Source organism: Roseomonas sp. E05 (assembly GCF_030063475.1).
Taxonomy (GTDB): Bacteria; Pseudomonadota; Alphaproteobacteria; order Acetobacterales; family Acetobacteraceae; genus Pseudoroseomonas.
Genome location: NZ_JASIRT010000001.1, coordinates 390,741 through 412,688, shown reverse-complemented (window position 1 = coordinate 412,688; position 21,948 = coordinate 390,741). Strand labels below are relative to the sequence as shown.

The 21,948-nt window shown below is 72.6% G+C and carries 20 protein-coding genes; 12 read left to right on the top strand and 8 right to left on the bottom strand.

Annotation, left to right across the window (positions count from 1 at the left end; all coding sequences use genetic code 11):
- Positions 1-63: 63 nt before the first annotated feature.
- Positions 64-969: a 1-acyl-sn-glycerol-3-phosphate acyltransferase gene (locus QMO56_RS01975; RefSeq protein WP_283523345.1), complete on the top strand. Its 906-nt coding sequence runs from the start codon at positions 64-66 to the stop codon at positions 967-969.
- Positions 970-1,048: 79 nt separating this feature from the next.
- Here QMO56_RS01975 and QMO56_RS01970 read toward each other — a convergent pair whose 3' ends face one another.
- From QMO56_RS01970 to miaB, 6 genes are all read right to left on the bottom strand, one after another.
- Positions 1,049-1,498, bottom strand: a complete 450-nt coding sequence (locus QMO56_RS01970; RefSeq protein ID WP_283523344.1) for a helix-turn-helix domain-containing protein — start codon at positions 1,496-1,498, stop codon at positions 1,049-1,051.
- Positions 1,499-1,654: 156 nt separating this feature from the next.
- Positions 1,655-3,190 (bottom strand): apolipoprotein N-acyltransferase, encoded by a 1,536-nt coding sequence (lnt, locus tag QMO56_RS01965; RefSeq protein WP_283523343.1) that lies wholly within the window; start codon positions 3,188-3,190, stop codon positions 1,655-1,657.
- A gap of 235 nt (positions 3,191-3,425) precedes the next feature.
- Positions 3,426-4,340 (bottom strand): hemolysin family protein, encoded by a 915-nt coding sequence (locus QMO56_RS01960; RefSeq protein WP_283523342.1) that lies wholly within the window; start codon positions 4,338-4,340, stop codon positions 3,426-3,428.
- The gene (gene ybeY / locus QMO56_RS01955) at positions 4,337-4,876 is read right to left on the bottom strand and encodes an rRNA maturation RNase YbeY (RefSeq protein ID WP_283523341.1); all 540 of its coding nucleotides are present in this window, start codon (positions 4,874-4,876) and stop codon (positions 4,337-4,339) included. Before ybeY ends, QMO56_RS01960 begins: the two co-directional genes overlap by 4 nt.
- Positions 4,876-5,943, bottom strand: coding sequence for a PhoH family protein (locus QMO56_RS01950; RefSeq protein ID WP_283523445.1), 1,068 nt, complete (start codon positions 5,941-5,943; stop codon positions 4,876-4,878). The genes ybeY and QMO56_RS01950 overlap by 1 nt, the downstream gene beginning before the upstream one ends.
- 56 nt (positions 5,944-5,999) lie before the next feature.
- Entirely contained in the window at positions 6,000-7,400 is a 1,401-nt protein-coding gene (gene miaB / locus QMO56_RS01945) for a tRNA (N6-isopentenyl adenosine(37)-C2)-methylthiotransferase MiaB (protein WP_283523340.1), read from the bottom strand.
- 429 nt (positions 7,401-7,829) lie between these two features.
- Here miaB and hemW point away from each other — a divergent pair, with 429 nt between their 5' ends.
- The 4 genes from hemW (at position 7,830) to QMO56_RS01925 (ending at position 11,842) form a co-directional block, all read left to right on the top strand.
- Positions 7,830-8,999 (top strand): radical SAM family heme chaperone HemW, encoded by a 1,170-nt coding sequence (gene hemW, locus QMO56_RS01940; protein ID WP_283523339.1) that lies wholly within the window; start codon positions 7,830-7,832, stop codon positions 8,997-8,999.
- A 183-nt stretch (positions 9,000-9,182) separates the two neighbouring features.
- Positions 9,183-10,442 (top strand): putative DNA modification/repair radical SAM protein, encoded by a 1,260-nt coding sequence (locus QMO56_RS01935; RefSeq protein WP_283523338.1) that lies wholly within the window; start codon positions 9,183-9,185, stop codon positions 10,440-10,442.
- Positions 10,435-11,259, top strand: coding sequence for a TIGR03915 family putative DNA repair protein (locus tag QMO56_RS01930; protein WP_283523337.1), 825 nt, complete (start codon positions 10,435-10,437; stop codon positions 11,257-11,259). Before QMO56_RS01935 ends, QMO56_RS01930 begins: the two co-directional genes overlap by 8 nt.
- Positions 11,260-11,281: 22 nt before the next feature.
- Complete coding sequence (locus QMO56_RS01925; RefSeq protein ID WP_283523336.1) at positions 11,282-11,842, top strand: DinB family protein; 561 nt, start codon at positions 11,282-11,284, stop codon at positions 11,840-11,842.
- Between the two features lie 149 nt (positions 11,843-11,991).
- On the opposite strand, the gene QMO56_RS01920 is transcribed toward QMO56_RS01925, so the two are convergent.
- Together QMO56_RS01920 and QMO56_RS01915 are read right to left on the bottom strand one after the other, a co-directional pair.
- Positions 11,992-13,377, bottom strand: a complete 1,386-nt coding sequence (locus tag QMO56_RS01920) for an ATP-binding protein (RefSeq protein WP_283523335.1) — start codon at positions 13,375-13,377, stop codon at positions 11,992-11,994.
- Between the two features lie 40 nt (positions 13,378-13,417).
- Positions 13,418-14,596 carry a penicillin-binding protein activator gene (locus QMO56_RS01915; protein ID WP_283523334.1) on the bottom strand — a complete coding sequence of 393 codons (1,179 nt, stop codon included), beginning with the start codon at positions 14,594-14,596 and terminating at the stop codon, positions 13,418-13,420.
- A 29-nt stretch (positions 14,597-14,625) separates the two neighbouring features.
- On the opposite strand from QMO56_RS01915, the gene rsmI reads away from it, so the two are divergent.
- The 7 genes from rsmI to lptF all read left to right on the top strand — a co-directional run bounded on the left by rsmI (position 14,626) and on the right by lptF (position 21,944).
- Positions 14,626-15,546, top strand: coding sequence for a 16S rRNA (cytidine(1402)-2'-O)-methyltransferase (rsmI, locus tag QMO56_RS01910; RefSeq protein ID WP_283523333.1), 921 nt, complete (start codon positions 14,626-14,628; stop codon positions 15,544-15,546).
- Positions 15,547-15,635: 89 nt separating this feature from the next.
- The gene (locus QMO56_RS01905) at positions 15,636-16,754 is read left to right on the top strand and encodes a hypothetical protein (protein WP_283523332.1); all 1,119 of its coding nucleotides are present in this window, start codon (positions 15,636-15,638) and stop codon (positions 16,752-16,754) included.
- Positions 16,755-16,839: 85 nt separating this feature from the next.
- Positions 16,840-17,631 carry a 3'(2'),5'-bisphosphate nucleotidase CysQ gene (gene cysQ, locus QMO56_RS01900; protein WP_283523331.1) on the top strand — a complete coding sequence of 264 codons (792 nt, stop codon included), beginning with the start codon at positions 16,840-16,842 and terminating at the stop codon, positions 17,629-17,631.
- Entirely contained in the window at positions 17,628-18,602 is a 975-nt protein-coding gene (locus QMO56_RS01895) for an L-threonylcarbamoyladenylate synthase (protein WP_283523330.1), read from the top strand. Before cysQ ends, QMO56_RS01895 begins: the two co-directional genes overlap by 4 nt.
- A 63-nt stretch (positions 18,603-18,665) precedes the next feature.
- Positions 18,666-19,799, top strand: a complete 1,134-nt coding sequence (locus QMO56_RS01890) for a hypothetical protein (protein WP_283523329.1) — start codon at positions 18,666-18,668, stop codon at positions 19,797-19,799.
- A 78-nt stretch (positions 19,800-19,877) separates the two neighbouring features.
- Positions 19,878-20,561, top strand: a complete 684-nt coding sequence (locus tag QMO56_RS01885) for a serine protease (protein WP_283523328.1) — start codon at positions 19,878-19,880, stop codon at positions 20,559-20,561.
- A gap of 246 nt (positions 20,562-20,807) precedes the next feature.
- Positions 20,808-21,944, top strand: coding sequence for an LPS export ABC transporter permease LptF (lptF, locus tag QMO56_RS01880; RefSeq protein WP_283523327.1), 1,137 nt, complete (start codon positions 20,808-20,810; stop codon positions 21,942-21,944).
- Positions 21,945-21,948: the final 4 nt, after the last annotated feature.

The window sequence follows — 21,948 nt, the reverse complement described above, 5'->3', positions numbered from 1 at the left end:
GTCATGCCCGAGACACGGGCCTGACATTGTTCTGGCGGTACGGGTCCGCTATCCGGCTTGGTCATGCAGGTTTCCGCCCCGATCCCGATGGATGCGCCATTGCCTTCGCGCCGCGGTTCCCCGCCCTGGCTGCGGCCCGAGGTTGACGGCGCCGGCGTGCTGCCGACCGCCGCGCCGCGCGGCAGCCGCCTGCGCGCGAGCCGGCGCCTCGCCTCGGCCCTGCTCTGGACCCTGCTCTGCATCCCCGTGCAGATGGTGCTGCTCTCCGTGCCGGGGACCGGCAAGCGGCGCTTCGCCCGCCTCTACCACGCGACGCTCTGCCGGCTGATCGGCCTGCGCGTGCAGGTGGTCGGGGAGGTGTGCCAGGAGGCGCCCGCCCTGTTCCTGTCGAACCATTCCTCCTGGCTCGACATCCTGGTGCTGGGCAGCGTGCTGGAAGCGCCCTTCGTCGCCAAGGCGGAGGTCGGCACCTGGCCGCTGATCCGCACCGTGGCGCGGCTCGGCCGCACCGTCTTCGTCAGCCGCAGCCGCGGCCGCACGGGGGAGGAGGCTGATGTGATGCGGCAGCGCCTGCGCGCCGGCGACAGCCTGATCCTCTTCCCCGAGGGAACCAGCAATGACGGCGCGCGGGTGCTGCCCTTCCGCTCATCCTTCCTCGCCGTGGCGGATGCGGCGACGGCGGTCCAGCCGATCTCGGTGGTCTATGACCGCATCGGCGGGCTGCCGGCGCGCCGGCGGGACCGCCCCCACTTCGCCTGGTACGGGGACATGGACATCGGCAGCCACTTCTGGCGCCTGGCGTGCCGCCCGGGCGGCCGCGTGACGGTGCTGCTGCACCAGCCGATGGACCCCGGCGCCTTCCGCAACCGCAAGGCCCTGACGCTGGCGGTCGAGGAGATCGTTGCCGAAGGGGCGGCGGTGCTGCGGCAGAACCGGCCTGCCGCGCCGCTGGCGCCACGGTCGCGCTGAACGAAAAAAGCCCGGATGGCGCCCGCCCGCCGGACCTCCATCGTTCTTCCCGCCGCGGCCGGCGGCGGCGGGGCCGCGGTCAGTCGGTGGGCGCGAGGCTCTTGATCAGATCGAAGACGCGCTTGCGGACGGAAGGCTCGGTGATCCGGTAATAGGCCCGCACCAGTTCGAGCGTCTCACGCTTGTGCAGCGTGTCGTCCTCGAAGCCTTCCTGGTGCTCGGCGAAGCCGTTCAGGCGGCTGCGCAGCGCGGTGTTGCCGCCCATCGCGTCCGGCATGTCGTCGAAGAAGAAGCCGATCGGCACGTCCAGCACGCGGGCCAGGTCGAACAGGCGGCTGGCGCCGATCCGGTTGACGCCGCGTTCGTACTTCTGGACCTGCTGGAAGGTGAGGCCGAGCGCCTCGCCCAGCTTCTCCTGGCTCATCCCGAGAAGGGTTCGCCGCAGCCGCACCCGGCTTCCAACGTGGACGTCGATCGGGCTTGGCCTGTGCTCCCGTTCGCTCCGCTCCACCACATCATCGCTGGGCATGCTGAAACCTCCGCCACAATGTGCAGGACCACACCCGGTTGCTCTGGGCTGCCTTGCCTTCGCGTCGGCGTTCACCCGGCTGACCTTCGCCTTGCATCCCTGCAAACGTGAGTAAGGGTGCGGCAAGAATTTGTCAACTCTTTCGAGAAATCTCAATTAAGCGACGCCGCGGCCTGACTCTGTCCTCTCTTTCGTAGGGTATCCCCAAAAAAACGCAACCAGGAGGATCAGAAGCGCCAACGACAACGCGCCAATGTTGCCGCTGCGCGCGAAGAGGGTCGGCGGCAGAGGGGCGGGTAGCGGCGCTACCACCGTGCCCATTTCGCCCAGGCCAAGCCGCGCCACCGTGCGCCCATGCGCGTCGAACACCACGGAAATGCCGGTCTGTGCCGCACGGGCGAGCGGGAGGCCTTCCTCGACCGCGCGCAGGCGGGCCGCCGCCAGGTGCTGGTAAGGCCCGGCGGAGAAGCCGAACCAGGCGTCGTTGGTGATGTTCAGCAGCCAGTCCGGCCGCTGCGCGGGCACCACCGCTCCCGGGAAAATGACCTCGTAGCAGATCAGCGGGCTGAACGGCGGCAGGCCCCCCGGCGCCAGGGAGACGGGGCCCGGCCCGGCACCGAAATCCACCCCGCCCTGCACCACGCGGATGGGGATCAGTCCCCGCAGGGGCATGTACTCGCCGAAGGGCACCAGATGCGCCTTGTCATAGACGCCCAGCAGCCGCCCCTCGGAATCCACCGCCGAGAGGCTGTTGAAGAGGTGGCTCAGGTGGCCATCCGCCCCCCACTCGGCACGCACCGAGCCGGCCAGCAGGATGCTGCCAGCGGGCAGGGTGCGGGCGGCATATTCGCGGGCGGCGGTGTCGGAGGGCAGCAGGAAGGGGCTTGCCGTCTCTGGCCAGACCGCCACCAGCCGCTGGCCGGCGGGAGCGCGGGCGGCACCCTGCTGGGTCAGTTCGAGATAGCGGCGGAAGATCGGCCAGCGCTGGTCCTCGCGCCACTTCGCCTCCTGCTGGATGTTGCCCTGCACCAGCAGCACCGAAACCGGCTGCGGCGGTGGCTCCTCGCCCGCCAGCCGCGCCGCGCCCAGCCCCGCCAGGGCCAGCAGCGCCACCGCGCCGCCCATCATGGCCCGCCGGCCCAGCCAAGGCAGGCCGGCCAGCAGCATGGTGGCCAGCGAGAGGCCATACACCCCCACCCAGGCGGCACCCTGGATCGGCAGCGCGTCGAAGGCCCAGACCGTACCCATGAGGTTCCAGGGAAAGCCGGTGAACAGCAGGCCGCGCAGCCACTCCATCACCACCCAGGCGCCAGCCAGCGCCAGCCAGCGCCGCCAGCCCGGCCGCGCCCGCCAGGCCACCGCCGCGGCCGCCGCGACATAGGCGGCCATCGGCAGCGCCAGCCCGGGCACGGCGATCGGCACCAGCCAGCCCCAGCGCCAAGGGTCGGTCAGCAGGGCATGGCTGATCCAGTAGAGCCCGACGATGTGGTGGCCCCAGCCCCAGGCGAAGCCGAGCAGCGCGGCGCGGCGCCAGCTTGCCGCCCCTTCCAGCAGGGCGAGCAGGCCGGGAATGGCCAGCAGCAGCACTGGCACGGCGTAGAGCGGCGGCATGGCCAGGGCGCCGAGCGCCCCCAGGCCGAAGGCGGCGAGCAGGGCCCGACGGCCGGCCAGGCGGGAGATCTTGGAAAGCACGCGGGGGATGACCCTGTCGCAGAAGGAAAACGGCCCGGAGGGGGTAGCTCAAAGGGGACGGCCGGGCGAGGGGGGGACAGGCGGCGCCAGAAAAAGGTCGGGGGAAGGAATTCCCCCGGTCAAACCTAGAGGTTTGGCCCATTTTCCTTTTGTCAGTTGAGGGCCGCGCAAGCCGCCGGCGGGAAACCCGAGGAAAGAAGATGGGGGCCTGGGGGAATTCCTTCCCCCAGCCTTGCTACTCCGCGGCCACCCGGCTGGGCGCCGGCCCGGTATGCGTGCCGGGCCGCCGGATGCGCAGCCGGCGGATGCGGCGCGCATCGGCATCGAGCACGCGGAACTCCAGCCCGGAGGGATGCGAGACCAGCTCCCCCTTGGCCGGCACCCGGCCGGCCAGGGTGAAGACCAGCCCGCCCACCGTGTCGATGTCCTGTTCGCGCTCGTCCTCGGTCAGCACCTCGCCGATGCGCTCCTCGAACACGTCGATCGGCGTCCGGGCATCGAGGTCGATCAGCCCGTCCGGGCGCTCGACGAATTGCGGCGGGCGGTCCTCGTCGTGTTCGTCCGAGATGTCGCCGGTGATGGTCTCGACCAGGTCCTCGATGGTCACCAGCCCGTCGATGCCGCCGTACTCGTCCACCACCAGCGCCAAGTGCATGCGCTGCTGGCGCATCTGCAGCAGCAGGTCCAGCACCGGCACCGAGGGCACCACGAAGAGCGGCTTGCGCAGCACCGCCGCCATGCTGAACGGCCCCTCGCGGCCGACGCTGGCGAAGACGTCCTTGATGTGGACCATGCCGACGATGTCGTCGAGCTGCTCGCGATAGACGGGGAAGCGGCTGTGGCCCTCGCGCTGGATGAGGCGGATGGCCTGCTCCAGGGTCAGGTCCTCGGGCATGGCGACGATATCGGCGCGCGGCACCATCACGTCGCTGGCGGTCTTGCCGCGCAGCTTGAGCACGTTGCGCAGCAGGGCGCGCTCCTGCGCGTCCAGCTCCGGGCGCGGCGGGCCTTCATGCTCGTGCGGCTCCTCCGGGTTGCGTCCCTCGACCAGCGCCTCCATCTGGTCGCGCACCGTTTCGGCCGTACGGCGCCGCATCAGGCCGTGCAGGCGCCAGAGGATGCCCTCGCGGGCCTCGCGAACGTCACTCATGTCACGCCCCGCCAGGGATTGGGCATGCCGAGCCGGCGCAGGATGCGGGCCTCGGCGCGCTCCATGCGGCGGGCCTCGCCGGCTTCCAGGTGATCATGGCCGCCCAGGTGCAGCGTGCCATGCGCCACCAGATGCGCCAGATGGGCGGCGATGCGGCGGCCGGCGCCGCGCGCCTCGCGCCGCACCACGCCGAGCGCCAGCGCGATGTCGCCGAGATGGCCGAAGCCCTCGCCGGGAAAGGAGAGCACGTTGGTCGGCTTGACCTTGCCGCGGTGCTGGCCGTTCAGGCGCTTCACCGCGCGGTCGTCGGTCAGCAGGACAGTCATGCCGCCGGCGGGGGCGCCGATCGGGGCATTGTCGAGCGGGAAGCCGTCGCTGAGCATCTCGGCCCAGGCGGCTTCGGCGGCGCGGCGCGCCAGTGCCTCGGCGCGCGGCACCGCCGCGCGCCATGCCGGGGCGTCGATGACAACGACAACCTCCGGCGTGGGATGCCCGACCGCGTCACGGCGGCCGGGCGGCAGACTTCCCGGTTCCATCACTCTCCTTCCTGCCGCACGGGAGGAGTCCCGTCACGGCGCCGTCCGCCCGCGCCGCCCATCCTGGCGGCGGGGCCCCCGGCCGATTGATCGGCACGGTTATACGCGGCGACGATGCGCGCCACCAGCGGATGCCGCACCACATCGGCCTCGGCGAAGCGCGAGACGCCGATGCCCTCCACCCCGTCGAGGATGGCGAGGGCCTCCACCAGCCCGGATTTCTGGCCGGGCGGCAGGTCGGCCTGGGTCGGGTCGCCGGTGATCACCATGCGCGTGCCATCGCCCATGCGGGTGAGGAACATCTTGATCTGCGCCGGCGTGGTGTTCTGCGCCTCGTCCAGGATCGCGTAGCAATGCGCCAGCGTCCGGCCGCGCATGAAGGCCAGCGGCGCGATCTCGATCTCGCCCGAGGTGATGCGGCGCTGCACCTGGTCGGCCGGCATCATGTCGTGCAGCGCGTCGTAGAGCGGGCGGAGATAGGGATCGACCTTCTCCTTCATGTCGCCGGGCAGGAAGCCCAGCCGCTCGCCTGCCTCGACGGCCGGGCGCGAGAGCACGATGCGGTCCACCCGCCCGGCCAGCAACAGCGCCACGCCCTGGGCCACCGCGAGATAGGTCTTGCCGGTGCCGGCGGGGCCGATGCCGAAGACCATGTCCTGCCGGGCCAGCTGGTCCATGTAGGCGGCCTGGGCGTGGCTGCGCGGCGCGATGGCGCCCTTGCGGGTGCGGATCGCCGGCAGGTCGGCCAGCGGCAGGCGTGGCTCGTCCCCGGAGGGCGCCTGCGGGACGCCTTCCGCCAGGCGGAGCGCCGCCTCCACCTCGGCCATGCCGACCGATTCGCCCCGCTCCAGCCGCATCCACAGGCTCCGCAATGCCGCCTCCGCGATGGCCGTGGCCTCGGCGGAGCCGATGATCGAGAGCCGGTTGCCCCTGCTGGCCAGCCTTATCCCCAACCGCTGCTCGATGCGGGCCAGATGGCGGTCGTGCTCGCCGAAGAGCAACGGCAGCAGCGCGTTGTCCTCGAACTGCAGCGTGACGGTCCGGGCGTCGGAGACGGTGTCAGCCATGGCCGGCCGGCTCAGGCTGCGGGCATCGGCGCGCAGCGCGATGGAGGTGGTGTTGCTCAAGCGCAGGCGAGCTCCTTCTCGTCGAGCAAGGTTGCGGAGAGAGAGTTGGGGTGCGCGGCGGTGATTCGCACCCTCACCACCTGTCCCGCGAGGCTTTCCAGGCCGATCGCATGGATGGGTTGCAGCCAGGGCGTGCGTCCGGCCACCTGGCCGGGGTGGCGCCCGGCGCCGGTCATCAGCACGTCGCACTCACGGCCGACGCAGGCGCGGTTGAAATCGTCCTGCTGGCGGCGGAGCAGGGCCTGCAGCTCCTGCAGCCGCTCGTCCTTCACCGCCTCGGCCACCTGGAAGGGCTGGCCGGCGGCGGGGGTGCCGGGGCGGGGCGAGTACTTGAAGCTGTAGGCCAGGGCGAAACCGACCTTCTCCACCAGCCGCATCGTCGCGGCATGGTCCTCGGCGGTCTCGCCGGGATGGCCCACGATGAAGTCGGAGGAGAGCGCCAGATCCGGCCGCGCCTCCCGCAGCTTGTCGGCCAGCCGGTAGAACAGCTCCGCCTTGTGGCCGCGGTTCATCGCCGCCAGCACCTTGTCCGAGCCGCTCTGCACGGGCAGGTGCAGGAAGGGCATGAGCTGCGGCACGGCGCCATGCGCGCGGATGAGGTCGTCATCCATGTCGCGCGGGTGGCTGGTGGTGTAGCGGATGCGCGCCAGCCCCTCGACCTCGGCCAGGGCGTAGAGCAGCCGCGCCAGCCCCCAGGTCGAGCCATCCGGCGCCTCGCCGTGCCAGGCGTTCACGTTCTGGCCGAGCAGGGCGATCTCCCGTGCGCCGCCTGCCACCAGCCGCTTCGCCTCGGCGATGATGGCGGCGGCCGGCCGGCTGAACTCCGCCCCGCGCGTGTAGGGCACCACGCAGAAGGAGCAGAACTTGTCGCAGCCTTCCTGGATGGTCAGGAAGGCGACCGGCCCCTGCTGCCCCCGGGCGTCCGGCAGGTGGTCGAACTTCTGCTCGACGGGGAAGTCCGTCTCGATCTGGGCGCCGGCGGCACGGCTGGCGCGGGCCACCATCTCCGGCAGGCGGTGATAGGTCTGCGGGCCGAGCACCAGGTCCACCCAGGGGGCGCGGGCGGTGATCTCGGCGCCCTCGGCCTGGGCGACGCAGCCGGCGACGGCCAGCACCATCTTCTGCCCCGCCGCTTCCTTCTCCTGCTTCAGCAGGCGCAGCCGCCCGAGGTCGGAGAACACCTTCTCCGAGGCCTTCTCGCGGATGTGGCAGGTGTTGAGGATGACCATGTCGGCCTCCTCCGGCGTCTCGGCGGGGCCATAGCCGAGCGGGGCCAGGACGTCGGCCATGCGGCCGCTGTCATAGACGTTCATCTGGCAGCCCCAGGTGCGGATGTAGAGCCGCTTGCGGGGCATGGCGGCGGCGCCGGAAGGCGCGGTCGGCGAGGCTGCGGACATGAAGGCGGAGGATCTCCAGGGCGGCGGCGATGCCGGAAGAATGGCCCGGCCGGGCGCCACAAAGGCCGCATCCGCCGGGTCCGCCCCGGATGAGGGGGGCGGCGGCGTGGATGTGCGGGGCCGGGGGCCGCCGGTCAAGCGATCTGCCCCCCGGCACCCGCAGATTCGGCGGGCGCGCCTGGGCTCCTCATGCCAGCCCAGAGTGTGGATTGCCGCTGGCCGGGTCAAGGCAAACCCACCTGGACGGAGATGACGATTTGAGAAACGCCCGCTCTGCCGCGGCCAACCCCGACAGGCGCGGCGGCTCGGCGGAGAAGGCCTGCGCCGCCCGCGCGGAGCCGCGCGCCGGCAGCGCCGCGCCCGCCGCACCCCCGCCGTGCGCCTGCCGCGCTCGACAGCGGCCCTCCTGCCCACCCATATCCCGGGCCGATGACCGAGCCGCTCGCCCTCTATGTGCACTGGCCCTTCTGCACGGCCAAATGCCCCTATTGCGACTTCAACAGCCATGTGCGCGAGCGCGTGGACGCCGCCCGCTTCGGCGCCGCGCTGCGCCGCGAACTGGCCTTCGAGGCCGCGCGGCTGGAGGCGGAAGGGCAGGGGCGGCGGAAGCTCGCCTCGATCTTCTTCGGCGGCGGGACGCCGAGCCTGATGCCGCCCGCGGTGGTGGCGGACATCATCGCCGACGCCACCCGCCTTTTCGACCCCCTGCCGGACATCGAGATCACGCTGGAGGCCAACCCCACCAGCGTCGAGGTGGCGCGGCTGGCCGAGGTTCGCGCCGCCGGGGTGAACCGCGCCAGCCTCGGCGTGCAGTCGCTCGATGCGGAGGCGCTGCGCTTCCTCGGCCGCCGGCATGACGTGCCGCAGGCCCTCGCCGCGCTGGAGGCGGCGCGGTCGCTCTTCCCGCGCCTGTCCTTCGACCTGATCTATGCCCGCCCCGGCCAGCAGGAGGCCGCCTGGCGCGCCGAGCTGCGGCAGGCCCTGGCGCTGGCCGCCGACCACCTCTCGCTCTACCAGCTCACCATCGAGCCCGGCACGCGCTTCGCCACCGAATACGCCCGCGGCGCCTTCGCCCTGCCGGACGACGAGGCCGCCGCCGCGCTCTACTTCGCCACCGGCGATGAGGCCGCCCGCTTCGGCCTGCTGCCCTACGAGGTCTCGAACTACGCGAAGCCGGGGGCCGAGAGCCGGCACAACCTCGCCTACTGGCGCTATGGCGACACCATCGGCATCGGCGCCGGGGCGCATCAGCGCCTGCTGCTGAAGGAAGGACTGGTCGCCGCCCGCCGTCATCGCGGCCCGGAGGAATGGCTGGCCCGTGTCGAGGCCGAGGGCCATGCCATCACCGGCACCGAAACCCTGGGCCCGACCGACCGTGCCCGGGAGGCCCTGCTGATGGGGCTGCGCCTCAGCGAGGGCGTCCATCCCGACCGCCTGCTGGCCCGCACCGGCGTTGCGCTTGCCGATGCGGTGGACCCGGCCATTCTCGCCGCCTGCCTGGACGAGGATTACCTGCGCTGGACGCCCGAAGGCACGCTCGCCACGACCTGGGAGGGGCGCCTGCGGCTCGACCTGTTGCTGCCCTCACTGCTGCGGTGAGGGGATAGAAAAAGCCGGGGGAAGGAATTCCCCCGGACCCCCATCTTCTTTCTGTCCGCTGGGCGATCAAAAAAACCCGAAGAGAAAAGAAGGGGGCCTGGGGGAATTCATTCCCCCAGCCTTCCTTGCCGGATGCCGGATCAAGAACATATACGGAACATAAGCACTCTCCGGACCTCAGGCATGGATCTGCGCGCCAAACTCGCCCTGCTGGCCGACGCCGCCAAGTACGATGCCTCCTGCGCCTCCTCCGGAACGGAGAAGCGGGATTCCCGCGTCGGCGGCCTCGGCAGCACGGAGGGGATGGGCATCTGCCATGCCTATGCGCCGGATGGCCGCTGCGTCTCGCTGCTGAAGGTGCTGCTGACCAATTCCTGCATCTTCGATTGCGCCTATTGCATCAACCGCAAGTCCTCCGATGTGCGGCGCGCCCGCTTTACCGTTGAGGAACTGGTGAAGCTGACGATCTCCTTCTATCGCCGCAACTACATCGAGGGGCTGTTCCTCTCCTCCGGCATCATCCGCAATTCCGACTACACGATGGAGCAGCTGATCCGCGTTGCCCGCACGCTGCGCGAGGCGCATGGCTTCCTCGGCTACATCCACCTCAAGACCATCCCCGACGCCGCGCCGGAACTGCTGGCCGAGGCGGGGCGCTGGGCCGACCGGCTCTCGATCAACATCGAGCTGCCGCAGGCGCGCAGCCTGAAGGAGCTGGCGCCGGAGAAGGACCTGGATGGCATCCACGGCGCCATGGGCGACCTCTCCGGCCATATCGCCGAGGCGAAGGAGGCCGCCCGCACCCCCACCCGCGCCGCGCCGCCACGCTTCGCGCCCGCCGGGCAGTCCACCCAGATGATCATTGGCGCCGACGACAGCGACGACCGCCACATTCTCGGCACCAGCGACGCGCTCTACAAGAAATTCGGCCTGAAGCGGGTCTATTACTCCGGCTTCTCGCCGATCCCCGACGCTTCGGCGAAGCTGCCGCCCGCGCCGCCGCCGCTGCTGCGCGAGCACCGGCTCTACCAGGCCGACTGGCTGCTGCGCTTCTACGGCTTCGGGACGCAGGAGATCCTCTCCGGCGGGGAAGGGGGCATGCTCGACCTGGAACTGGACCCCAAGCTGGCCTGGGCGCTGAAGCACCGCGCGCTCTTCCCGCTCGACCTGAACCGCGCCTCGCGCGAGGCGCTGCTGCGGGTGCCCGGGCTCGGCGCGCGCAATGTGGAGCGCATCCTGGCGGCGCGGCGGCATTCCTCCGTCCGGCTGGCCGACCTGGCGCGGCTGCGGGTGCCGCTGAAGAAAATCTCCCCCTTCATCCTGGCGCCGGACCATCGCCCGGGGCGCAGCCAGCTCGATTCCGCCGGGCTGCGGCGGCAGCTCCTGGCGCCCAGCGCCTTCGCCCAGGCCGCGAAGCCGCGACAACTGGCGCTCGATGTATAGCGTCACGCTGGACAGCCCGGCCGACTTCGCCGGCTGGCGGGAGGCCGCGCGCGGCCTGCTGGCGGCCGGCATTCCCCCGGAGGACGTCTCCTGGCACAGCCCGGCCGAGCCGCCCGGCCTTTTCGCCGGCCCCCGGCCGCCCGATGGCCTCGGCCAGGGCGCCATCCCCCCCGTGCCGCGCGACTTCCTCGACATGGCCGAGCGCGCCGCCCGGCACCGCGATGCTGAGCGTTTCGCGCTGCTCTACGGCCTGCTCTGGGATGCCCGCGACACTCCCGGCCTGCTGCGCACCCCGACCGAGCCGCGCATGGCCCGGCTGGAGGCCATGGCCCGCGCGGTGAAGCGCGATGCCCACAAGATGCACGCCTTCCTCCGCTTCCGGGAGGTTGAGACGGCGGCGGGGCCACGCTCTGTCGCCTGGTTCGAGCCGGAACACCACATCCTCGAGGCCGAGGCGGGCTTCTTCCAGCGCCGTTTCGCCGCCCTGCGCTGGTCCATCCTGACGCCGCGCCGCTGCGCCCACTGGGATGGCGCGGAACTCCGCTTCACCGCGGGTGCCCGCCGCGCCGACGCTCCCGCCGACGATGCGGCCGAGGACCTCTGGCGCACCTATTTCGCCAGCATCTTCAACCCCGCCCGCCTGAAGCCCGATGCCATGCGCGCCGAGATGCCGAAGAAGTACTGGAAGAACCTGCCCGAGGCCCGGATCATCCCCGCGCTGATGCAGGGCGCCTCCGGCCGGGTGCGCGCCATGCTCGGCCGGGATCTGGCGCCGCAACCGTTTTCCCCGGGGCCGCGGCGCCAATCCAAGGCCTGATCCACCCACCCCGGAGGGAACCATGGCGCCTTCGCTGCTGCTCGCCTTACGATCCATGGCCTACAACAATGCCTGGGCCAACCACCGCCTGCTGACCGCCTGCGCCGGCCTCACCCAGGCGGAGTTCGAGGCGCTGCGCACCGGCTTCTTCCCCTCGGTCCAGGCCACGCTGAACCACCTCCTGGTCATCGACCGCTTCTATGTGGACGCGCTGGAAGGCGGCACGCTTGGCCCCGCCGCCTGGGCGGAGCGCATCCCCTGCCCGACCGTTGCGGAGCTGCACTCCGCCCAGGCCGGAATGGACCGCCGCCTCATCGCCTGGTGCGAGGCGATGGACGAGGCCACGCCCGGCCGCATCATTGAGATCCACCGTGCCGGCCGCATCCAGCGCGAGCGCGCCGACCGGCTGCTGCTGCATCTGTTCCAGCACCAGGTCCACCATCGCGGGCAGGCGCATGCCATGCTCAGCAGCACCTCGGTCGCGCCGCCACAGCTCGATGAGTTCTACGCCGAGGGCGAGGCACCCCTGCGCGCGGGGGAGTTCGCGGAGCTCGGCTGGACGGAAGCGACGATCTGGGGATGAAAAAGTCCGGGGGAAGGAATTCCCCCGGACCCCCATCTTTTTTCTGCGGGTTTCCCAGCGCGGGCGGGAGGCGCGGCGCCAGACCGACAAAAAGAAGAAGGGTCAAACCTGTAGGTTTGACCGGGGAATTCATTCCCCCGACCTTTTCCTTATTCCGCCGGCAGCCAGACCTTGAAGGTCGCGCCCATCCCTTCCTGGCTCTCGATGAGCAACTGCCCGCGGTGGCGGTTGACGATGTGCTTGACGATCGCAAGCCCCAGCCCGGTGCCGCCCGCCTGCCGGGAGCGGCCCTTGTCCACGCGGTAGAAGCGCTCGGTCAGCCGGGGGATGTGCTCGCGGGGGATGCCGGGGCCGTCATCCGTCACGCTCAGCGTTGCGCCGGGGCGGGCGCCGGGGGTGCGCTCCACCGCCAGCTTCACCTCGCCGCCCGGGTTGCCGTGCCGCACGGCGTTCTCCAGCAGGTTGCGCAGCACCTGGGCGAGCTGCTCGGCATCCGCCGGCGCGGCGACCGCCGCCTCGTCCAGCGCCAGGGTCAGCCTGACCGAGCGGCTGGCCAGGATCGGCTCCATCGCCTCCGCCTCGCTGCGCGCCAGCTCGGCGAGCGGCACGCGGCCGGTCGGCGGCTGGTGCTCGGCCAGCTCGATGCGGGAGAGGCCGAGCAGATCGTCGATCAGCCGCCGCATCCGCTCCGACTGCTCGGCCATGATGCCGAGGAAGCGCGCGCGCGCCTCCGGGTCGTTCTCCGCCGGGCCACGCAGCGTCTCGATGAAGCCCATCAGGCTGGCCAGCGGGGTGCGCAGCTCGTGGCTGGCATTGGCCACGAAGTCGGCGCGCATCCGCTCCACCGCGCGCTCCCGCGTGCGGTCGGAGAGCTGCACGATCAGCCGCCCGCCATCCGCCAGCGGCGGATCGAGCGGGATCACCTGAACCGCCAGCTCGCGCGGCACCGGCACCGGCAGCACCAGGTCCACCGTCTGCCGCGTCCCCTCGGCCAGGGTGCGATCCACCGCCCCGGCCAGGGCGGGGTGGCGCAGCGCCGCGGCGGTGTCGCCGGCCAGCGGCCCCACCTCGGCGGCCCGCACGCCGAACAGCGCCCGCGCGGCGGCATTGGCGCGCAGCGCCGAGCGATCCGCCCCGAGCACCAGCAGCGGGTCAGGCAGGCTTTCCAGGATGGCGGCATCCGCCCGGCGCATCCGCCCGAGCAGTTCGCCACGCTCGGCGAGGCTGCGGGCGAGCCGGGCAACCCCCTCCGAGATCTCCGCCAGGGCAGGCAGCAGGGGCGGGGGCAGGGGCACCGGCCAGGCGGCCTCGCCTTCGGCGGCGCTGCGGAGCACGGCGGCCAGCAGGCCGAGGCCGCCAAGCCAGAGCCGCGCGACCGTCAGTGCCGCCGCCGCCGTGGCCGCCATGCTGAGCAGCGCCGGCACGGGCTCGGCCTGCCCGCTCAGCGCCAGCAGCGCGAAAAGCATGAACGGCACGCCGCCGATCAGCGCGGCCGATGCCAGCCAGCGGCGCAGCGCCGGCCTCTCCTGTTGCATCCACCCCTCCGCGATGGGCCTCGCCCTGCAGGACGCCGGCTCAGTAGCCGAGTTCGCCGGGCAGTTCCGCAGGGGCGACGGGAGCGGCCGGCGCACCGGGCGAGAGCGCATAGACGGCCAGCGCGCGCTGCACCCTGCCGCCCGGGTTCAGCCGCAGCGCGCCATCGGCGCCCAGCACGATCTCGCCCACCGGCATGCGCGGCATGCCGCCCGCGGCGGCCTCGCGCATGGCGCGGGCGGCGAGCGCGGCGGCGTCATAGGCGACGCCCGCGACGCGCGCCGGTTTCTCCCCGAAGGCGGCCTGGTAGCGGCTCTCGAACTGGTTGTGCGCCGCAGGATCGGGGCCGGGGAACCAGGCGCCGGCCAGCGCCGGCTGCTGCGTCAGCCCCTCGTCATAGGCCCAGACCGCGAGGCCGGCGAGGCGCAGCGGCGGCACCGCGGCGCCGGCGCCGGTCAGCCCGCCCACGAAGTCGCGCGCCCGCGCGCCACTCTCGCCCAGCAGCAGCATCTCCACGCCGGAGCCGGGGGGCGCGTCGGGCGCCGCATCGGGGGCGGGGGCGATGCGCGGCGCCATGTCGCGCGCCGCGAGCGAAGGCGCGGCGGCCGCGGGGTAGAGTTCCACCACGGGGGCGGGCAGGCCGAGATCCTGCGCCGCGCCGCGCAGCGCGGCGGCCATCTGCCGGCCCAGCGCGCCGTCCGGCGCGGCGAGGCCGAAGCGCCGCACGCCCTGGCCCTGCGCGGCGGCCACCACGCGGCGCACCTGCTGCTCGGGCGTCAGGCCCAGCGGCCAGACCTCCGGGCCCGCCTGGTTGGCATCGTTGGTGAAGGGCAGCACCGGCACGCCGGCGCTGCGGGCGGCGCCGGCCACGGCGGCCGTCTCCTGCGCCGTCAGCGGCCCGACCAGGATGCGCGCCCCCTCGGACATGGCGGCCCGGGCGGCGGCGGCGGCGCCGGCCGGGGTGCCGCCGGTGTCACGCGGCAGGAACTCGAAGCCCGGCCCGCCCTGCTCGAACAGGGCGAGCTGCGCCGCGTTCAGCAGCGGCTGGCCCAGCGCGGCGTTCGGTCCGGAGAGCGGCAGCAGCAGAGCCACCTTCTCGCGCGCCGGCTGCGGCGGCAAGGCGGGGGCGCCGGCCTGCGGGGCAGGGGGGTAGGCGGTCCCCGGGACTTGCGGCGCGCAGGCCGCGAGGCCCACAACGGCGCCGAGCAGCATGGCCGCCATCAGGCCGCGCCGGGACGAGGGGAGGGCCGATGCAGCCGCCTTTGCAGCAGGACGAGAACGGGACCACGGAAGCAGCAAATGAAACCTCCCCTCCCCCGGGCAGCAGGCCGGGGCTGACACTGGTGGCGACGCCGATCGGCAATCTCGGCGACCTCGCGCCCCGCGCCCTGGCCACGCTGCGCGCGGCCGACGCGGTGCTCTGCGAGGATACCAGGGTAACAGCCCCGCTGCTGGCGCGACATGGCGTTTCCACGAAGCTGCTGCCGCTGCACGAACACAACGAGGAGGCCGCGACCCCGCGCCTCGTGGCGCGCATGGCTGCCGGTGAACGCCTCGCCCTGGTTTCGGATGCGGGCACGCCGCTGATGAGCGATCCGGGCTACCAGCTGGTGCGCGCCGCCATCGCCGAGGGCATCGCGGTCTCCGCCGTGCCCGGGCCGAACGCGGCGGTGATGGCGCTGACCCTCTCCGGCCTGCCGCCGCATCCCTTCCTGTTCCAGGGCTTCCTGCCGCCGCGCGAGGCCGCCCGCGCCGCCGCGCTGGCGAAGCTGCGCGCCGCCGAGCGGGCCGGTCTCGCCGCCACGCTGATCTTCTACGAGGCGCCGCACCGGCTGGCGGAGACGCTGGGCACCATGGCCACGGCGCTCGGCCCGCGCCCCGCCGCGGTGGCGCGCGAGCTGACCAAGCGCTTCGAGGAAGTGCGGCGCGGCACGCTGGCGGAGCTGGCGGCGCACTACCAGGCGAGCCCGGCGCGCGGCGAGATCGTGCTGGTGGTCGGCCCGGCGGGAGAGGAGCAGCCGGAGGCCGAGGCGACGCTGGATGCGCGGCTGCGCGCCGCACTGGCGGCCGGCGAGAGCCTGCGCGACGCCGCCGCCCTGGTCGCCACCGCCACCGGCCTGCCGCGCAAGCAGGTCTATGCCCGGGCGCTGCAGCTGCGCGAGGACGAATGAAGTTGCCCCGCGCGGGGCGCTTCTCTACCTAGGCCTTGGGCAGGCGGGACGACCACCGGCCGCTGAGCAACGGGGAGAGCGGGACCGGCATGGCGGAAGCCGCGCACATCATCGACGCGCCGATCATCATCTTTGCCTTCGATCGGCCGAACTATCTGCAGCGCTTCTGCGCCTCTTTGAAAGGGCAGCAGGGCGTCGCCCTGGACGAGCGGCGCATCTATCTCCTGCAGGACGGGCCGGTCTCGCGCCGCTCCGGCGTGCGCTACGCCGAGGATGCGGCGATGGCCGAGAGCGTCACCGTCTTCCGCGCCGCCTTCCCCCAGGGGCAGGTGCTGGCCAGCGCGGAGAATCTCGGCATCGCCCTCAACATCCGCCGCGGCGAGGCGCATGCCTTCGAGGCGCTCGGCGCGGAGATCGCCTATTTCTTCGAGGACGACCTGGAACTCGGCCCCGCCTATCTGCTGATGATGGAGCGGCTGCGGGCGGCCTTCGCGCCCTTCCCCGAGGTCGGCTACTTCGCCGCCTATGGCGACCACCGCGCCACGCCGGACCCGAACCGGGTGCGCCTCGTGCCGCTTGACCACCACTGGGGCTTCGCGCTGCGGCGGGACGCCTGGCAGCGCATCCAGGACTGGCTCAGGCCCTATTTCGCCATCCTGGAGAAGACCGACTACGCCAACCGCGATCACCTGGCGGTCTACCGCTTCCTGGAGGGCCAGGAGATGGCGATCGACAAATCCTCGCAGGACGCGCTGAAGGCGGTGGCCTGCGCGCAGCTCGGCATCGCCCGGGCGATGACGGACATGTGCTTCGCCCGCTACATCGGCGAGAAGGGCGCCTCCTTCAGCGAGCGCCGCTTCCGCGAGATGGGCTATGACCGGATGGCGGCGGTGGAACGTGGCGACCTGCCGCTCGAACCGCCGAGCGTCGAGCGCGTCACCGCCATCCTGCGGCGGCAGCAGGAGCATTTCCGCCGCTTCCGGGCACAGGAGTTCGACGGCTTCCTGCAGCGCTATTCCGCCCGCCACTGGAGCCCGGACCGGCTGGCGACGCGCGAGGATATCGACCAGCTCTACCGCCTGCTGCTCGACCGCCTGCCGGAGGGCGAGCACATCTACGAGCAGTATGTCGGCCGCAGCCCGGTGCGGCAGCTGCGCAACATCATGCTGAACAGCCGCGAGTATCGCGGGCGCAACTTCCGCGAATAGGGGAGGAGCGGGCGCCGCCGGGCGGCTTTTTTGCCCGGCGATGCCCCCCCCTTGCGCGCCACCGGTGCTACAGTTCCGCCGCAGAATGACCGATTCAGACCTCCTCGACCTCGCCGCCCGGCTCGCGCAGCGCGCCGCCGCAGCCATCCTCACCGTGCGCGACGCCGGCTTCGCGGTGGAGCACAAGGACGACATGAGTCCCGTGACCGCCGCCGACCGGCTGGCCGAGGCGATCATCACCGAGGGCCTGCGCGAGGCCACGCCGGACATCCCGGTGGTGGCGGAGGAGGAGGTCTCGGGCGGCGCGCTGCTCGCGGCCACCCGGCGCTACTGGCTGGTGGACCCGCTGGACGGCACGCGCGAATTCGCCGCCGGCCGGCCCGAGTTCACCGTCAATATCGGCCTGATCGAGGAGGGGCGGCCGAAGCTCGGCGCCGTCGCCATCCCCGCCACCGGGGAGCTGTTCACCGGCATCGTCGGGGAGGGCGCCTGGAAGGAGGATGCCGGCGGCCGGCGCCCCATCCGGGCACGGCGGGTGCCGGAGGAGGGCCTCGTGGTCATGGCCAGCCGCCACTACAAGGACGACCCGCGCCTGCCGCGCTTCCTGGAGGGCAGGCGGGTGCAGCGCATCGTCAACATGGGCTCGGCGGTGAAGTTCTGCCGGCTGGCCGAGGGCACGGGCGACCTCTACCCGCGCTTCGGCCGCACCATGGAATGGGACACGGCCGCGCCCGAGGCCGTGCTGCTGGCCGCCGGCGGCCGCTGCACCGATTTCGGCGGTGCGCCGCTGGCCTATGGCAAGCCGGGCTGGGAGAACCCGCCCTTCCTCTGCCAGGGGGCGGAAAGTCCGGGGGCGGAAGGCCAGGGGGCGGAATGACGGAACGGCTGACGCCTGAACAACTGCCGCGCGCCGCCGCGCTGCTGCGGGCCGGCGGGCTGGTCGCCTTCCCGACCGAGACGGTCTATGGCCTGGGCGCCGATGCCGGCCATGCCGCGGCGGTGGCGCGCATCTACGCCGCCAAGGGCCGGCCGCGCTTCAACCCGCTGATCAGCCATTTCGCCGAGGCCGGGGCCGCCTTCGCCGAGGTGGTGGCGGATGAGCGCGCGCGCCTGCTGGCGGAGCGTTTCTGGCCGGGACCGCTGACCCTGGTGCTGCCCCGCGCGAAGGCCAGCCGTATCGACCTGCTGACCGGCGCCGGCCTGTCCTCGCTCGCCGTGCGGGTGCCGGCGCATCCGCTGGCGCGGGCGCTGCTGCGGGAGGCCGGGATACCGCTTGCCGCGCCCTCCGCCAACCGCTCCGGTTCGGTCTCCCCCACCACCGCGGCGCATGTCCTGGAGGGGCTGGACGGACGGATCGACGCCGTGCTCGACGGCGGCGCCTGCCCGGTGGGGCTGGAGAGCACGGTGCTTGACCTCACCGGCCCCATGCCGCTGCTGCTGCGCCCCGGCGGCGTGCCGGAGGAGGCGCTGGCGGCGCTGCTCGGCCCGGTCGGCCGGCCCGGCGCCGTGACGGAAGGCGAGGGCGGGCTGAAGGCGCCGGGCATGATGTCCTCGCACTACGCCCCGGGCCTGCCGCTGCGGCTCGACGCCACGGCGGTCGGGCCGCAGGAGGCGCTGCTGGCCTTCGGGCCGCCGCTGCCCGGTGCCGGTGCCATCTGGCAGCTCAGCGCGGGGCGCGACCCGGTGGAGGCGGCCGCCCGCCTCTTCGCCGGGCTGCGCTGGCTCGACGAGGAGGGGCGGCGTCTCGGCCTTTCGGGCATCGCCGCCATGCCGGTGCCGCCCCAGGGGCTGGGCGCCGCGATCAACGACCGGCTGGCCCGTGCCGCGGCGCCCCGTCCGGCGGCTTGACGCGCCGCCGCCCCGCCGGATATCGCCGCAGTTGACGAGCAGGGGGGCACCTCCGCACCGCCGATGGAACCATCGCCGCCGCCGCCGCCGCTGACGACGCCGATCGTCATCTACGCCTTCAACCGGCCGGAATACCTGGAGCGCCTGTGCCTCTCCCTGCGGGCGCAGCAGGGCGTGACGCTCGACGAGACGAAGGTGCACCTGCTGCAGGATGGCGCCGTCTCGTCCCGCTCCGCGGTGCGCTTCGCCGAGGACGCGGCAATCGCGGCCAATATCGCCGCCTTCCACCGTGTCTTCCCGGGCGGCCAGGTGCATGCCGCGCCGGAGAATCTCGGCATCGCGCTGAACCTGCAGCGTGGCGAATCCCTGGTCTTCGAGACGCTGAAGGCGGAGGTGGGCTATTTCTTCGAGGAGGATCTCGAACTCGGTCCCTTCTATCTCGCCATGCTGGAGGCGATCCGCGCGCAACTGCCGCAGCATCCCCGCCTCGGCTACTTCGCCGCCTATGGCAATCACCGCGCCCCCGGCGACCCGCAGCGGCCCGGCTTCATCCCGCTGGAGCACCATTGGGGCTTCGGCCTGACGCGGCGCTGCTGGCAGGCGATGCAGCCCTGGCTCGCCCCCTTCCGGCAGATCTGGCGGGAGAGCGACTATCAGGCGCGCCCGCATCTGCGGCTGGTCGAGGCCTATCTGGACAAGGCGGTGGCCAGCACCCAGTCCTCGCAGGACGTCGCCAAGACCATGGCCTGCGCGGATCTCGGCTTCGGTCGCGTCAACACCGATGTCTGCTATGCCCGCTACATCGGCAAGCAGGGGCAGTCCTTCAGCGCGGCGAGCTTCGCCCGGCATGGCTTCGAGGGCACCGAGGTCGCCACCGCCTTGCCGCCCGAGCCGCCGCGGCTGACCCCGGAGCTGCTCGAAGGCTTCATCCAGGCCAAGCGCGCCCATCACGCGCGGATCCGGCAGGAGCAGCTGGAGCCGCATCTCGTCGAGATGCGCAGGCGCCTGTTCAACCCGGACCGGATGGCGACACGGCAGGACATCGAGGAGATCTGGCGCGTGCTGATGGACCGCCTGCCGGACGACGAGGGCTATTACCAGCGCAATGTCGGCCAGCGCACGGTGCGGCAGATCCGCAGCAGCCTGCTGCGCGGGCGCGAGGCGCGGGCCAAGAGCTTCTTCCTCAAAGTGCCGTGAGAGGTCTGGGCGCGGCATGGCGGCCGCGCCATGCTGACGCTTCGCCCGCCGCCGCGCGGGCCTTGCAGGCGGTTTCCCATGCGCCTTGCCGCTCGCCGGCTGCCCTGCCGCCACCTCGTGACGCTGGCGCTGCTGCTCGCGGCGGGCTGCGCGGAGCCTTCGCCGCAGCGCGCCAGCCTGGCCGGGCTGCGCGCCGGGCTGGCGCCGGACTGCGTTTCGACCGGCGCGGCCGTCTATATCGGGCAGCGCCGCTTCCTCACCGCGGCGCATCTGGTGGATGGCACCCAGCCGCTGCTGCATGGCTGCGCCGGCGGCGCCGCGCCACCCTGGATCCGCCTCGGCGGCCATGACTGGCCGGCCGAGCTGATGCGCAGCGGGCAGGCCGACCTGTGGGCCGGCACCGGCACTTTCTATGTCGGCGGGCGGGACGTGGCGCTGCTGCGGGTCGCGGCCCCGCCGCCCGGCCTGCCGGCCCTGTCTCTCTGCCCCGCGGGCCCGCGCCCCGGTGCGCGGGTCCGGGTGGTGACGCCGCGCCGCGACGCCCCTGGCGAGATCACGGCGCTGGCACGGGAGGCCGACCCACTGCACGGCGGCTATGCCGAGATCTCGCTGCGGCTGGAGCCGGGCGAATCGGGCGGGGCGGTGATCGACGCGCGGCAATCCTGCCTGATGGGGCTGGTCAGCCATCGCGAGGAGACCGCGGGGCGGGAGCATACCCGCATCGTGCCCGCGCCCGTGCTGCGCGCCTTTCTGGGCGAGTAGAAGATCGGGGGAAGGAATTCCTCCGGGCAATCCTGCAGGTTTGCCCCACCTTCTTTTTGCCCGCTCGGAACTGCGCCAGCCGCCAGCGCAGGAAACACGAAGAGAAAAGAAGGGGGTCTGGGGGAATCCACTCCCCAGCCTTCCCTTCAGCCCGCCGGGGTGGCGGCCCGGCCCGGCGGGCCCTACATCCTGGGCCAGCCGGGGTTTCCCTTCCGAACCGGCCTGCCATAGGTAATTCGCGCCCGCATGACCCGCCTCGACCGCTACCTGTTCCGCCAGCTCGGCATCGCGCTGCTGGCCGTCACCGTGGGGCTGGCCGCCCTGATCTGGCTGACCCAGAGCCTGCGCTTCATCGAGCTGGTGCTGGACCGGGGCCTTTCGCTCGCCGTCTTCATCGAGCTGACCGGGCTGCTGCTGCCGAGCTTCTTCGCGGTGATCCTGCCGATCACCACCTTCATCGTGACGCTGTTCACCTATGTGCGGCTGAACGCCGACCGCGAGCTGGTGGTGATGCGCGCCACCGGCCTGTCGGACTGGCGGCTCTCCCGCCCGGCGCTGCTGCTGGCCGGCATCGCCACCGCGGCGGGCCTTGCGCTGCAGCTCTGGCTGGTGCCGGTGAGCCATGCCGCCTTCCGCACCTGGCAATACGAGATCCGCAACGAGATGGCGGCGATCCTGCTGCAGGAGGGCGTGTTCAGCAGCCTGGGCGACGAGCTGACGGTCTATGCCCGCCGCCGCAACCCGGATGGCACGCTGCGCGGCATCATGGTGCACGACACGCGCGAGCCGGGCGCGCCGGTGACCATCATGGCGGAGGAGGGGCGGCTGGTCTCCAGCGCGGACGGCCCGCGCGTGGTGCTGCTGAACGGCGTGCGCCAGCAGCTGGAGCCCGCCACCGCCACACACGGGCCGCGACTCTCGACCCTCTCCTTCGCCGAGAACAGCCTTGACCTCGCCACCACCTCCCGCTCCACCCCCGAGGTGGCGCGCAACCGCGACTCGCGCGAGCGCTACGTCTCCGAGCTGCTCCACCCCGACCCGGCGGAGAACCTGCCGGAGCGCGACATCCGCAAGTTCCGCTCCGAGGCCCATCAGCGCCTGGCCTCGCCCTTCACCGCGCTCTCCTTCGCCATGGTCGGGCTGGCCACGGCGCTGGCCAGCGGCTTCCGCCGCTACGGCGACTGGCGGCCGGCGGTGATCGGCGTCGGGCTGGTGGTGGCGCTGCTGGCGATCGGGCTTTCCGTCGGCAACCTGGCCGCGCGCGACAACCGCTTCATCCCGCTGATCTGGCTGCACGCCATCGGCCCGGCGGTGATCTCGGCCTGGGTGCTCTCGGGCAGCCCCGGCCTGCCGCGCCGCCGCCCCGGCCCAGCGGAGGGCTGAGCCT